Here is a 13,696-nt window from a genome sequence, read left to right as displayed (position 1 = left end):
AGGACCGGCCAGGGGCCGTTCTCGTGATCGGCCGACGTGCCCGGACGGGCCGGGCAGCCGGGGCCGGGTCAGGCGCGCAGGCTCCACTGCTGGTTGGCGCCACTGCCGCAGGACCAGAGAATGATCTTGGTGCCGTTCGCGGTGGCGGCGCCGTTGGCGTCCAGGCACAGCCCGGACTGCACCCCGGTGATGGTGCCGTTGGCGTTGACGTTCCACTGCTGGTTGGTCTGCCCGTTGCAGTCCCAGATCACCACGGTGGTGCCGTTGGCGGTGCCCTGGTTGTTGGCGTCCAGGCACTTCGTCCCGGACACCTGCAGCTGCTTGCCCGCGGTGTGGGTGAAGCGCTGGTTGGCGCCGCCGTGGCAGTCCCACAGCTGGGCCTGGGTGCCGTTGGTCGTGGTCGTGCCGGGGATGTCGAGGCACCGACCGGACTGGGCGCCGACGATCGTCACGCCCTGCTGACCGCCGCCCTGCCGTCGGGCGAGCGACTTCGACTCCGCCGACCGGGTGCCCTGCGCGTCCACGACGTAGAGCCGGTAGTCACCGGACGTGGCCGGCACGTCGATGGTCGTCGCGGTGCCGCTCGCCCTGGTCATCGTCGGGCCGACGGCGAAGGTGGTCGTGCCCGGCGGCGCCAGCCAGACGGTCTTCGCCTGGTCGCCGGCGCTGCGGATCGGGATCGAGGCCGTGCCGGCGCCCACGTACGTGCTGTCCGGCAGGACGTAATCCGGCAGGGAGAGGAGGCTCGGCGGGATGATGTCCCGGTACGCGTCCTCCAGGCCGGAGCTCACGGCGATGCTGTGCGCCGGCGCGGGCCACACGTAGTCCGACGACACGATGATGTCCTGGATGGTGCTGTTCGGCAGGTTCTTGTTGGAGACCTTGTTGATCGGCCCGTAGGTCTGGGTGATGCTCAGGTCGTGCTTGCGGCCGAAGTCGTCGGAGTTGACCATCCACGTGACGTTCTTGTCCACGCTCAGGACGTTGTCGCGGAAGGTGATGTAGGCCGAACCCTCGTCCGGGTGAAGCCCGTACTTGTGCCCGGAGGGGACGCCCTGGAGGTAGTTGTTGGTGATCGTGGTGTTCGGCTGGCTGCCCAGCGTGTAGATGGGAGCCGTGTCGTTGAGGCGCTGGACCGTGTCGATGATGTGGTTGTGGCTGATGGTGTTGTTCCGCGCGGTGGTCGTGGGGCGGTTGGGTGCGATGGAGCCCGATGAGCCGTCGAAGTTCCACCAGCCCCAGCCCATCGTGATGCCGTTCCACGGTGCCTTTTCGATCCGGTTGCGCTGCACGGTCAGGGTGTCGACGAAGAACGCCGAGATCGGGCTGTGCCCGTTGAACAGCACCGCGCTGTCGTACAGGTAGTTGTTCTTGATCTCGATGTTCTTCGGGAGTCCTTCGACCTGCGGGGTGTACTTCTCGCGGTTGGACGACGTGTGGTCGCCGATGTAGACGTGCTGCGGGTGGCCCACGTTGATGGCGGACCCACCGACGTCGTTGGTGAAGTTCCCGATCAACTGCGTGTTCTGCACGTCGTTGACGAGGGTGATGGCATCGACACCGGTGTGCTGCACCCGGTTGCGGAGCAACTGGATGCCGTCGGCGTTCTCCAGCTGGATGGCGCCCGGCGCGGTGTCGACGTTGCGGTAGTAGTAGACGTGGAAGTTGCCCTTGACGTACGCGGTGTTGCCCAGGTTGCCCTGCTGGGACTGCTTGAACGCCGAACCGGCCACGGTGAACAGGTTCCAGTCGGAGTGCTGCACGGTGATGCCGGAGAAGGTGATGTTGCGGGCGTGGTTGGTCGTCGACGTGCCGGCGACCCGGAGCAGGGTGGCCACGTTGTTCGGCGCGTAGACCGTCGCCGTCGCCATGTTGTCGGCGGCGGCCTTGTAGTAGTAGACGGTCTGGGCGGCCCGGTCGAAGTAGAACTCGCCCGGCGTGTCCAGGAACTCGTAGGCGTTCATGAGCTTGTGGCTGCCGCCGACCTGGAAGTTGCCGTTGAACGCCCCCTGGGCGATGGCCCCGCCCGGTTGCTGGAACAGCGCGACCCGGCCGGAGCCGTCGCTGCTCGTGGTGACCTGGCGGACGCCCACGATGGCGGTCTGCCAGGTGGTCGCCGTCTCGATCTCGAGGTCGTCGGGGTTGCGGGAGATGGCGGGCAGGTCGGCCATGCCGTACTTGGCGCCGTCGCACTGCGAGCCCGATTCCCACGCCCACGGGGCCTGCCCGGCGGTGACGTTGTAGGTGCCGTAGCACCCCTGGGAGTTGATCGTCTTGGTGGCCATCACGGCGCGCTTGTCGTTGACGTAGAGCGACCGCAGCTTGTTGGCGCGGTTGAGCGGGGCCTTCCAGATGTTGCCGCCGTGCTGCGTCCACCCGGTCACCTGGACGCCACCGCTGAGCACGGGCTTCTCGTTCTGGTACGCGGCGTACACGACCCGGTACCCGTTCGTGCCCGAGTCGGCCGGCGTGAACTCGATGGTGTTGCTCACCTGGTAGTTGCCACCGCGGAGGTACACGTAGATGTCGCCGGACATGTTCGCGCTCATCGTGCGGACGACGTCCCGCGCGCGCTGCACCGTCTTGAACGGCGCCGTGATCGTCCCGGCGTTGGCGTCGTTGCCGTCAGGCGCGACGTAGTACGTCGCCTGGGTGGCGGCCGAGGCCTCGAAGTGATCCGCGAAGGTCGGGAACAGCGCCGCGGACACGAACACCGCGATCGCTACCAACGATCTCGCGGCGGTCTTGGCTGATGTCACCTTCTTGCCCTTTCGCTTGGTCCGATCAGACCTGTCGGCCGCGCACGCGCACGATGCGCACTGCCGATCCCGGCCCGACCGGCCGACGACTGGTGTCCACTGTGGACTGAGGGATCCACCCGAGCCCGCAAACCCGCGACGACCACGTGCGCTGAGGATCAGGGCAACGGCAGGCTAGCAAGACATCCCATCCCTTCGGAAGGGCTTCGCCACGCGGAGCTTCGCGGCCGGATGCCGGATCAGCGGCTTGACCAGGCAGACCCCGGACCCCTTGCGCCGTTCGGTCGCACGTTCTGGACAGGCACCCTCCTCCGGTTCTATAAATCCATCCCATGTCGGTCCGCCGCTCGAGAAGGCGGACATGCCGCCGACACGCCACGAGGGGTGGCGCGCCCGTCCGTCCGACGGCCGGGCGCCCGCCCTGCCCGTCACCGGACGAAGGAGCGTGCGTGATGGACGGCCCAGTGGACCGGAGGGCCTTCCTCGCCCTCACCACGTTGGCGACCGGAGCTGTCGTCCTCCCGGGCGGCCTGTCAGGCGCACCGGCGGACGCCGCCGTGCCCCCTCAGGTCACGTTGCCCGAGCGCGGCATCTACGACACCCGGCACGCGACGTCCTGGACCGACGGCTTCGTCACCGGGAACGGCGAGTACGGCGCGCTGCTCCACGGCGCGCCCGCCGCCGAGAAGGTGATCTTCAACTACCACCGGCTCGTGCTGCCGAACGGCACCCGCTCCCTCACCCCGCCGGTGACCGCCGGACGGCTGGAAGCCGCGCGCGACAAGGCCCTCGCCGGCGACTACGCCGGCGCGAACCGGGACTTCGCGGCCGGGTGGTCGCTGCGGTGGACGCAGACCTACCACCCGGCCTACGAACTGCGGATCTCCACCCCCGGCGCGACGACGGTCGCCGACTACGCCCGCGTCACCGACTTCCGCACCGGGGAGGTCACCTCCACCTGGACCGACGGCCACGGCACCTGGACCCGCCGCCTGTTCGCCTCCCGGGCCGACCGCGTGATCGTCCACGAACTGCTGCCCGCGACCGGTCGGACGGTGGACACCACGCTCACCGTCCACACCGCGCTGGACGGGCTGCCCACCAGCCTCCGCTACACCACCCTGGCCACGGTCAGCGGCGGCTCGGGCTACCTGAACCTGCGCGGCACGTACCCGGCCGGGCAGGGCGCGTTCGGCTACGAGGGCGTCACCCGGGTCATCCCGGCCGGCGGCGCCGTCAGCGCGAGCGGGTCGGCCATCGTGGTGGCCGGCGCGACCCGACTGCTGCTGCTCACCAAGCTGGACCGGTACGAGTCCTCGACCGCGTGGGACTCCCGCCCGCTGCACGCCCAACTGGCGGCGCTCGGCCCCGACTACGCGGCGCTGCGCTCCCGGCACACGGCCATCCACACCGCGATGTACGACCGCTCGCGACTGGACCTGACCGTGGCCGACGCCGACCGGCGGCTGTCCACGACGGAGCTGATCGCCCGCCAGAACGCCAACAGGAGCGTCATCGACCTCGCGTTGCTGGAACGGCTCTACGACTCGGGCCGGTACTTCTTCATCAGCTCCAGCGGCATCCTGCCGCCGCGGCTGACCGGCATCTGGACCGGCACGTGGTCCGGCGCCTGGGCCGACGACTTCACCACCGACGCCAACGTCAACCTCCAGGTCGCCGGCGGCAACATCCTCGACACCACCGAGGCCATGCGGGGGTACTTCGACCTGGTCCTCGGCCAACTCGGCCACTGGCGCACCAACGCGCGCAACCTCTACGGAGCCCGCGGCTTCCTCGCACCGTCCCGCACCGACGGCGAGTACGGGCACATGCTGCACTTCGACCCGGGCTTCCCCGGCCAGACCTGGACCGGCGGCGCCGACTGGCTGCTCTACCCGCTGATCGAGTACTACGAGGTCACCGGTGACCACGCGTTCCTGCGCGACGAGCTCGGTCCCGCGCTGATGGAGCTGGCGCTGTTCTACGAGGATTTCCTGACCCGGGCGGACTCGAACGGCAAGGTCGTGTTCGTGCCGTCGTTCTCGATGGAGAACAGCCCCGGCAACACCGGCGTCCTGCTGTCGGTCAACGCGACCGGCGACGTCATGGCGGGCAGGCACGCCCTGCAGGCCGCGATCGCCGCGGCCGACGCGCTCGGTGTCGAGCAGGGCCCCGGCCAGGGCGTCGCGCGCTGGACGGCGCTGCTGGCCAGGATCCCCGCCTACCGGGTCAACGGCGACGGCGCGCTCGCCGAGTGGTCGTGGCCGACCCTGACCGACCGGTACGACCACCGGCACGTCCACCACCTCTACGGCGCGTGGCCGCTGCACGAGATCAACCCCGAGGAGAAGCCCGAGCTGATCCGCCCGGCGCTGCGCGCGTTGGAACTGCGCGGCGACCAGAACATCTCCGCCCACGGCAGCCTGCACCGGGCCCTGGCGGGCGCGCGGCTCAAGGACGGCGGCAAGGTCTACGACAACCTGCGCAAGATCCTCGGCAACAACATGGTCTTCACGTCGCTGATGACCTCGCACAACCCCGACCTGGACATCTACAACGCGGACGCCGCCAACGCGATCCCCGGCGTGCTGGCCGAAGCGCTGGTCTACTCCCGCCCCGGGGTGCTCGAGATCCTCCCCGCGCTGCCCGCGCAACTGGCCAAGGGCACGATCACCGGCGTGCGGGCCCGCGGCCGGATCCACGTCCACACCTTCGGCTGGGACCTCGCCGCCCGCACGGCCACGTTGTCGATCACCTCGGCCGTCGACCAGGACGTGACGCTGATCAGCCGGCCGGGGATGGCGTCGGTGACCACTTCGGCGCCGGTGGCCGCGTCGCCGCTGGGCGGCCACGCCCGCGAGGTCACGTTGACCTCCGGGCAGCGCACGGACATCACCGTGTCCCTGCCGGGCACGTCCCTGCCGAGCGGGTGGCGGCGGTTGGTCAACCGGGTCAGCGGCAAGGCCTTGGACGTCACCGGGGCGAGCACCGCCGACGGCGCCAAGGTCATCCAGTGGAGCTCGACCGGCAGCGCCAACCAGCAGTGGCAGTTCCTCCCGAACCCCGACGGCTCGTTCCGGCTCGCGGCCCGGCACAGCGGTCGGCTGCTCGACAGCCCGGGTGGGTCGGGACAGGGCGCGCAGCTCGACCAGTGGCGGGACACCGGCAGCGACAACCAGTGGTGGCGGCTCGTCGACGCGGGTGGCGGCCACTTCCGCGTCGTCAACGTCCGCACCGGGCTGTGCGTGGACGTGGAGGGCGGTTCGACGGCCGACGGAGCCCGCGTCATCCAGTGGTCCGCCACCGGCGGCGCCAACCAGGAGTGGCGGATCGTCACCTGACGCCGCGGGTGATCCGGGCCGGGCTCACCCCCCGGTTCGACGCCCGGTGACCGGCGCGCTCCTGCCGTGCCCCTCCGCTCCGGCCCGCACCGCACGCGGCGAGGCCCCGAGCTCACGGCGGCACGCCTTGTTGAACGCCTGGAGGTCGTCGAACCCCACCGCCGCCGCGACCGCCGGGATGGGCAACGTCGACTCACGCAGGAGGTGACGCGCCCGCTCCAGCCTGCGCCGCCGGATGTAGGCCACCACCGTGTGCCCGGTCTCGGCGTGGAACAGCCTGGTCAGGTGGTTGTGCGAGACGCCGGCGGCAGCGGCGACGTCGGGCACGGTGAGCGGTCCGGCCAGGTTCGCCTCGACGTGCGAGACCGCCGCGGCCACCGCGCCGTGCGGCTTCCCGGCCGCCACCAGGTCGGCCACCCGCCACAACACCGTCCAGACCTCCGCCTCCGCCATGGCCGGCGCCGTCGGCGCGACCGCGATGGCGTGCCGCAACAGCCCGGTGAGCAGCGGTGTGTCCACGCCCGCGTGCTGCATCACCGGCACGGACAGCGCCGAACCCCTGCCGGGCAGGCGCAGGTGCGCGTAGAGGTGCTCGGACCGACCTCGGTAGCGGTACGACACCCGCGCACCGGGCGGGACCAGGCTCACGTGCCCCGGTCGGATGGGGTGCGTCGTGCCGTCGACGGTCAGCTCGGCGGTGTAGCCGTAGAGGTGCAGCTGCCACAGCTCGGGCAGCAGGAACTCGTCACGACGGCTCGCCACGCCGTGCACACCCACGCCCAGGTTGACCACGACCGGCGGCGCGTCCAGCCGGACCGTCACGTGATCCATGGTGAAAAATTACCACTAATGGTGAGCACGACCCACTACACGGCAACGTCTTGTACCTAGTGTCTGATGCATGGAAACCACCAACCACCTGCTGTCCTCGGTGAGGATGGCGCGCTTCGCGGCACAGGGGTTCCTCCGACTCGACTCGGTCGTGCCGGACGACCTCAACGCCGTGGCGGTCGAGGCCATGGAGCGCGGCGTCCCGGGCGTGCCGTACGGGATCCCCCTGGACGTGGCGTTCCCGGACGGCTCGTTCACCCGCCGCCTCGTCGACCTGCCGCTCGTCGCCGGGGCGTTGCGCAGCCTGGTCGGACCCGACCCCGCCGTCGACCACCTCGCCGTGCACGTGCGCGAGCCGAACGAGGGCAGCGCCCAACCCCTGCACGGCGACGCGATCATCGACACCCGGCGCGACGCGTTCGACGTGCAGCTCATGTACTACCCGCACGACGTCACACCGGACATGGGCGGCACGCTCCTGGTGCCGGGCAGCCACCTGCGCCTCACCAACGAGTCCGACACCGGGCGCTACCAGAACCTGCTCGGCCAGGTCCGCCTGACGTGCCCGGCGGGCACGGTGCTGCTGCTGCACCACGGCATCTGGCACGGCGGCAGGCGCAACGACTCCGCACAGCGCCGGTACATGTTCAAGATCAGGTTCAACCCGACGGTCCCCCAGGTCCGGCTCTGGGACACCGCAGACCTGGACGACCCCGCCGTCGCGGCCGAGCTGTCGACCACCTTCCCCTGGTACGAGCACGCGACCGGGCGACTGGAGATCTACAACAGGATCGCGCTGTGGCGGACCCTGACCGGCGACGACACCTTCGACATCGAGCACTGGGCCACCAGGGTCCACAACCGTCCGGGGAGGACCGCGTGAAGCAACGAGTTCTGGTGCTCTACCTGGCCACGTCGTCGCTCGACGACCGGGTCGTCGGCTGGGCGTCCTACGACGGCACCGGCCGCACCACGCCCACCACCGGGGACGGCGACCACCCGCCGTACGAGACCGGGACCGACGCCCTGCGCGACGGCTGGCGGCTCTTCCAGGCCTCCCAGCTCATCCCGCCCTACCCGGGGCACGAGTACGACACGTCGTTCCTCAAGCACGAGTTCTTCTTCGAGAAGTTGGAGTGACCCTCCCCTGTCGACACCCGTCGTCGCGCGGTTCGAGAGTGGTGGTGCTCAGTGCGCGGCGAACTGCAGGGGCGTGGCCTGCACGACGTCGGGCTTGATCGGCAGGGGATCCACGACCAGGCGCTCGCCGTGGATGTCGGTGACCGCGACGGCGCCGCCGCACCCCGCGCCGTCCTCTGAGAGGAAGTAGTTGTAGTCGGTGCGGGCCAACTGCTTCCACTGGCCGCCTGCCTGGACCTCCAGCCGGGCCACCGGGTTCCGGTGGTCGACGACCTGGATGCCGCACCAGTGCGGGCTCGACCCGGTCTTGTAGCGCAGGGAGATCCTCTTCGACAGCTCGGGGCTCACCAGGGTCCAGGTGATGGGGATCTCGCCCAGGTCGGGCGCCGCCAGCCGGGCGAACGCCTCCGCGCTCAGGTCCAGCTGCCCGACCCGGCACGGCTGCGGGCACAGGTTGGTGATCCGCACCGTCAGGCTCGCGCCGTTGGACGCCCGGACCAGGACGTGGGCTCCGCAGGCCTTGGAGTCCTCGTAGTCGGCCCAGTTCATCGCGGCGGTCAGCGGATCGGGGCCGGGGTCGTACGAGCAGGCGCCACCGCCGTCGGAGTCGTAGAACGTCGCCACGCCCGGGTTGGCGATCCCCGGTTTGATCCTCCCGGCCAGCGGCGCGTCACCCGCGGCGGCGACCGGTGTCGTGGCAGCCGCCGAGGGCGACGGCACGGTGTCGGCCTCGCCGATCGCCGCGCTCGGCGAGGTGGTCACCGGCTCGCTCACCCCCGGCGCGGTCGAGGACGCACCGGCGCCGGGCCGGCCGTCCACTCCGACGGCGGCGACCGGGTCACCCGCGACGGCCCGATCCTGGAGCACGACGACGACCACACCCGCGGCCACCAACGACACGGCCACCACCGAGACCACCAACCACCGCCTTGGCACCGCACCTCCTACGCGACGAAGCAACGGCCGACGCCGAGCACGGCGGCCGTGATGGCGCCGAACGTGGACCAGGCAGGCAAGCCAGTGATCGTTGAGATTTCAATCACCTGGGCAAGTATTGGTAAGGCTTACCTTATACGGTGTCGTGGCTCTCACCGCGTTCGGTGAGTCAGGACGTACCCCGCTCCGCACGACAGGACTCCCCCATGCGCTCAACCCCACTCGGCGTCGTCGCCGCGCTCGCCCTCATCCCGCTGCTGGGTGGCTGTTTCGTGTCCGGCGCCGGTGATCCGGGCGCGCAAGCCGGGTCGACCGGCCGGGTGCGAGTCGCCCTCGCGGTGCCCCCGGTGCAGGCCCTGTCCCCGTACAGCAACGACGCGACCGCCCTGAGCAAGCTCGCCGTCGCCGAGGGGCTCACGGCGCTGGGCGCGGACGGCGCCGCCGCGCCCGCGCTCGCCAAGTCCTGGACCCGGAAGGACACCACGACCTGGGTCTTCGAACTGCGCAAGGCCAAGTTCCACGACGGCACCGAGGTCACCGCCGAGTCCGTGGTCACCGCGCTCGACCACGCCGGCGCCGCGAAGACCAAGCCCCGCGTGCTCAGCGACGTGACGCTGACCGTGCGGGCCGAGGACGCCGACACCGTGACGATCGGCACGAAGACTCCCGACCCGGTGCTCCCGCTCCGGCTCGCCAGCCCCGCACTGGGCATCTTCGCGGCGAAGGCCTACGCGGCGGACGGCACCGTCAGCCCCATCGGCGCCGGCACCGGCCCCTTCCGGATCACCGACCTCACCGGGAAGACCAAGGCCACTTTGGACCGCTTCGACGACTACTGGGGCGGCCGGGCCAAGGCGCCCGGGATCGACGTGACCTGGATCGCCGACGGCACCGCACGCGCCAACGGCCTGCGCGCGGGCGAAGTCGACATCGCCGAGTGGATCCCCACCTCCCAGGCGGAGCTGCTGGACGCCGACACCCGGCACGAAGTGCCCTCCGTGCGGACCGACAGCCTGGTGCTCAACACCGCGGGCGGTGTCTTCGCCGACGCGTCGCTGCGTGCGGCCGCCCGCGCGGCCGTGGACGGTTCCGCGCTCGTCGACTCGGTCTTCGGCGGGTACGCCGACGTCGCGCGTGGCCTGTTCGGGCCCGCTGTGCCCTGGGCGGCCGACAACCGGGTCGAGGTGACCGGCCGCGTGCCCGCCGCGACCACCGACCAGGTCAAGTCGAAGACGCAGGGCGCGCCGCTGCGCCTGGCCACCTACACCAACCGCGCCGAACTGCCCGAGATCGCGACCGTCCTGCAGCAGCAGTTGGAGCAGGCCGGGTTCGCGGTGCGGCAGGACGTGCGCGAGTACACGCAGATGGAGGCCGACCTGCTCGCCGGCAGGTACGACGCGCTGGTCTTCTCCCGGGTGACGCTCCTCGACACCGGGGACGCCGTCGCGTACCTCGCGAGCGACTTCGCCGGCAACGGCGTCTACAACATCGCCCAGGTCGAGGACTCCGCGATCGACCAGGCCATCGCGTCCGCCGCGGCGGAGGACGACACGACGCGGAGGCAGCAGAAGATCATGCTCGCGGAAGCGGAGGTCCTGCGCGCCGACGCCGTCGTGCCGCTGGTCCACGAGAAGGTCGTGCAGGGCATCGGCAACCACGTCGAAGGCGTGCGCCTCGACCCCCGCGAGCGCTCCCTGATCGACCTCGACACCCGGCTGAAGTAGCGGCGGATGACCAGCACCACGTCCGCCGGCGTCGACGCCCGCCCGTCCCGGTGGGCGGCGGGCGCGAGTCGCGTCGCCGCCGGGACCACCCTGCTGACAGCCGTCACGCTGCTGCCCTGGCTGTCCGGGACGGACCCCGCGCTGACGGTCCTGCGGGCCCGCTCCGCCGACCAGGACCCCACCCCCGCGCAACTGGCCGCGGTGCGGGAGCAACTGGGCCTGGACGAGGGTCCGTTCGCGCACCTCGCGCACTGGTTGGGCGGACTGCCGCGCGGCGACGCGGGCACCTCCTGGGTGTCGGGTGAACCGGTCCTCCCGCAGGTGACGAGCGCCTTCGCGGTCTCGACCACGCTGATGCTCGGCGCGCTCGTGGTCACGCTGGCGGTGGCCGCGCTGGTCAGCGCGCGCACCCTGCTCCTCGGGGCACGGCAGGAGCCGCCACCGGCACGACCGGGCACCGGGGCCGCCTTCCTCGCCGCGCTGCCCAAGTTCCTGCTCGCCGCGCTGCTCGCCACCGTGTTCGGGGTGTGGCTGGGCTGGTTCCCGTCCAGCGGCTGGGCGGGACCGGCGTCGATGGTGCTGCCCGCCCTCGCCCTCGGCGTGCCCTCCGGGGCGGTGATCGGCGGGCTGGTCGACCAGTCCCTGCCCGCCACCTTCACCGAACCGTGGGTGCGGACCTGGCACGCCTGCGGGTTCCCGCCCGGCCGCATCGCCCTGCGGGCGCTGCGCGGCACGATCGCCGGGGTGCTGCCCCAACTCCTGCCGACCGTCGTCGCCCTCGTCGGGGGCGCGGTCGCGGTGGAGAAGATCTTCAACATCCCGGGGCTCGGCCGACTCGCCCTGGACGCCGCCATCGCCCAGGACCTGCCGCCGCTGCAGACCGCGACCTTGGCCCTCGCCCTGCTCGGCGTCACCGCCGGCCTGCTCGTCCAGGCCCTGCGCCACGCCCTGCTCGGCCCCGCCCTGCGAGACGGCGGGCCGGCCGCCCCGCGACGACCGGTCGACCGGCCGGCGCGATCCACCCGCCGGCTGGCCGGTCTCTGCGCGCTCGCCCTGCTCACGCTCGTCGTCGCCGGGTTGCTGCGCGATCCGCTGCACGTCGACACGGCGGCCCGGCTGCGGCCACCCTCGGCCGCGTACCCTCTGGGCACGGACGCGCTCGGCCGCGACCTGCTGGCCCGGCTCGGGCACGGCGCGCTGCGGACCGCCGGCCTGGCGCTCGCGGTGACGGCGGTCTGCGTGGTCACCGGACTGCTGGTCGGCGTGGCGGGACGGGTGACCGCCGGCCTGACCGAGGTCGTGTCGACGCTGCCCGCCGTCCTGATCGGACTCCTGACCACCGCGGTGGCCGGACCGTCGGTGTGGGGCGCCGCGGCCGCGGTGTGCCTGGTCGGCTGGACCCCCTACGCCGCCCAGGCCGCCGCGTTGTTCGAACAGGAACGGGCGAGCGGCCACATCCTGGCGTCGACCTCGTGCGGGGCGGGCCCCACGCACCTGCTGCGCCGCCACCTGCTGCCCGCCGTGCTGCCCGCCGTGCTGCGCAACGCCCTCCTGAGGCTGCCCACCACGGTCCTCGTGCTGGCCTCGCTCGGGTTCCTCGGCCTGGGCGAGCAACCGCCCACACCCGAATGGGGCCGACTCCTGGCGGAGAACCAGCCGTACCTGGAACTGGCGCCCTGGACGGTACTCGGCTCGGCCGGGGCGCTCGTGCTGCTCTCCGTGCTCGCCATGTCCGGCGCCGCGCTGGGACGACGTGGAGCCCGAGCTCCCACGACGGGTTGACGGAGAACGCCACACCCACACCCGCACGATCACCCCGCAATCGCCGCCGGACTGGGCATCGTCCACCGGCGTTCGACGACGACGTCACGGCGCCCGCCGGCTCGGAGGCGGGCACCACCGCCCGCCTGCGCGACGAGATCGGCCGCGTCGAGCAGGACCTGATCGTCGTGACGCCCGCGCCGGGAACGGTGGACCGGCGCACCGCCCGTGCCGTCCGAGCTGCCGCCCAGCCTCCCGGTGGGCGCTACTGCGCAACGCCACCTCCTTCGCGGCGTTCGGCAGCATGTGCTTCACCATCACCTCGATGAGCGTTCGAGCCCGACCAGCCGACGACGTCGGGCGGCGAACGACCGCCGTCGGAGGAGTCCGGGCTTTAGCACTTTTAGCCCGAAGCGCGTCGTCAGTGGACACAGCGGGACCGGCACAACCCTTGTGAGCTCCCATGGTCGGTGGAACACTCAAGGCACCCAGGCCCATTCAGGGACAGCCCGTCGAAACTCCCGCCTAGAGTTTCGGAGTACGCCGAACCCCGTTCACCGCGGTTCGCCGATTGCGGATCCGCCGCTGTCCAACGCGAACACCGCGCGGACGGCCTGGACATGCCAGTCCACCACTACCCGGGGGCACCCGGCGGCTGTCCCCAGAAGGTGTCGCACATGAAGCTGACAGCGACGTCGGTGTCACGAGCCTCCCTCATCATGGCCTTGGTGGCCGCCACCGGTGGCGCGGTGGTCCTCAGCGCCCCAACGGCGTCGGCCGCGACCACACTCGGCGCGTCGGCCGCCCAGACCGGCCGGTACTTCGGCACTGCGGTGGCCGCGGGCAGGCTCGGCGACTCGACCTACTCCGGGCTCCTGCAGCGCGAGTTCGACATGGTCACCGCCGAGAACGAGATGAAGATCGACGCGACCGAACCCAACCAGAACCAGTTCACCTACGGCAACGCCGACCGCATCGTCAACCTCGCCCGCTCCCAGGGCAAGCGGGTCCGCGGCCACACCCTCGCCTGGCACTCCCAACAGCCGGGGTGGATGCAGAACATGTCCGGCAGCGCCCTGCGATCCGCGATGCTCAACCACGTCACCAAAGTCGCCTCCTACTACCGGGGCAAGATCTACGCCTGGGACGTGGTGAACGAGGCCTTCCAGGACGGCAGCTCCGGCGCACGCCGCGACTCCAACCT

General features: G+C 71.3%; 9 protein-coding genes. 6 read left to right on the top strand and 3 right to left on the bottom strand.

Annotated elements, in window-relative coordinates; translation table 11 throughout:
• Window positions 1-68: 68 nt before the first annotated feature.
• Window positions 69-2,759: an RICIN domain-containing protein gene (locus AB0H12_RS42620; protein ID WP_499631659.1), complete on the bottom strand. Its 2,691-nt coding sequence runs from the start codon at window positions 2,757-2,759 to the stop codon at window positions 69-71.
• Window positions 2,760-3,211: 452 nt separating this feature from the next.
• Between AB0H12_RS42620 and AB0H12_RS42615 the strand changes: the two genes are divergently transcribed.
• Window positions 3,212-6,100: a glycosyl hydrolase family 95 catalytic domain-containing protein gene (locus AB0H12_RS42615; protein ID WP_499631655.1), complete on the top strand. Its 2,889-nt coding sequence runs from the start codon at window positions 3,212-3,214 to the stop codon at window positions 6,098-6,100.
• Window positions 6,101-6,124: 24 nt separating this feature from the next.
• On the opposite strand, the gene AB0H12_RS42610 is transcribed toward AB0H12_RS42615, so the two are convergent.
• The gene (locus AB0H12_RS42610; RefSeq protein ID WP_499631652.1) at window positions 6,125-6,931 is read right to left on the bottom strand and encodes a helix-turn-helix domain-containing protein; all 807 of its coding nucleotides are present in this window, start codon (window positions 6,929-6,931) and stop codon (window positions 6,125-6,127) included.
• Between the two features lie 70 nt (window positions 6,932-7,001).
• On the opposite strand from AB0H12_RS42610, the gene AB0H12_RS42605 reads away from it, so the two are divergent.
• Both AB0H12_RS42605 and AB0H12_RS42600 read left to right on the top strand, forming a co-directional pair.
• Complete coding sequence (locus AB0H12_RS42605) at window positions 7,002-7,814, top strand: phytanoyl-CoA dioxygenase family protein (protein ID WP_499631649.1); 813 nt, start codon at window positions 7,002-7,004, stop codon at window positions 7,812-7,814.
• Window positions 7,811-8,071, top strand: a complete 261-nt coding sequence (locus AB0H12_RS42600) for a hypothetical protein (RefSeq protein ID WP_499631646.1) — start codon at window positions 7,811-7,813, stop codon at window positions 8,069-8,071. Before AB0H12_RS42605 ends, AB0H12_RS42600 begins: the two co-directional genes overlap by 4 nt.
• Before the next feature lie 48 nt (window positions 8,072-8,119).
• Here the strand turns inward: AB0H12_RS42600 and AB0H12_RS42595 are convergent, their stop codons facing one another.
• A complete protein-coding gene (locus AB0H12_RS42595; RefSeq protein WP_499631643.1) occupies window positions 8,120-9,007 on the bottom strand; it encodes an expansin EXLX1 family cellulose-binding protein in 888 nt (295 codons plus the stop codon).
• Window positions 9,008-9,213: 206 nt separating this feature from the next.
• Here AB0H12_RS42595 and AB0H12_RS42590 point away from each other — a divergent pair, with 206 nt between their 5' ends.
• The 3 genes from AB0H12_RS42590 to AB0H12_RS42580 form a co-directional block, all read left to right on the top strand.
• Window positions 9,214-10,731, top strand: coding sequence for an ABC transporter substrate-binding protein (locus tag AB0H12_RS42590; protein WP_499631640.1), 1,518 nt, complete (start codon window positions 9,214-9,216; stop codon window positions 10,729-10,731).
• 6 nt (window positions 10,732-10,737) lie between these two features.
• Window positions 10,738-12,513, top strand: a complete 1,776-nt coding sequence (locus tag AB0H12_RS42585; RefSeq protein WP_499631637.1) for an ABC transporter permease subunit — start codon at window positions 10,738-10,740, stop codon at window positions 12,511-12,513.
• Window positions 12,514-13,169: 656 nt separating this feature from the next.
• Window positions 13,170-13,696 (top strand): endo-1,4-beta-xylanase (locus AB0H12_RS42580; protein ID WP_499631634.1); only part of this gene is annotated, 527 nt, incomplete at its 3' end.

This window comes from Actinosynnema sp. NPDC023794 (genome assembly GCF_040639675.1).
Lineage (GTDB): Bacteria > Actinomycetota > Actinomycetes > Mycobacteriales > Pseudonocardiaceae > Actinosynnema > Actinosynnema luteola.
This window is presented reverse-complemented; position numbering and strand designations above follow the sequence as displayed.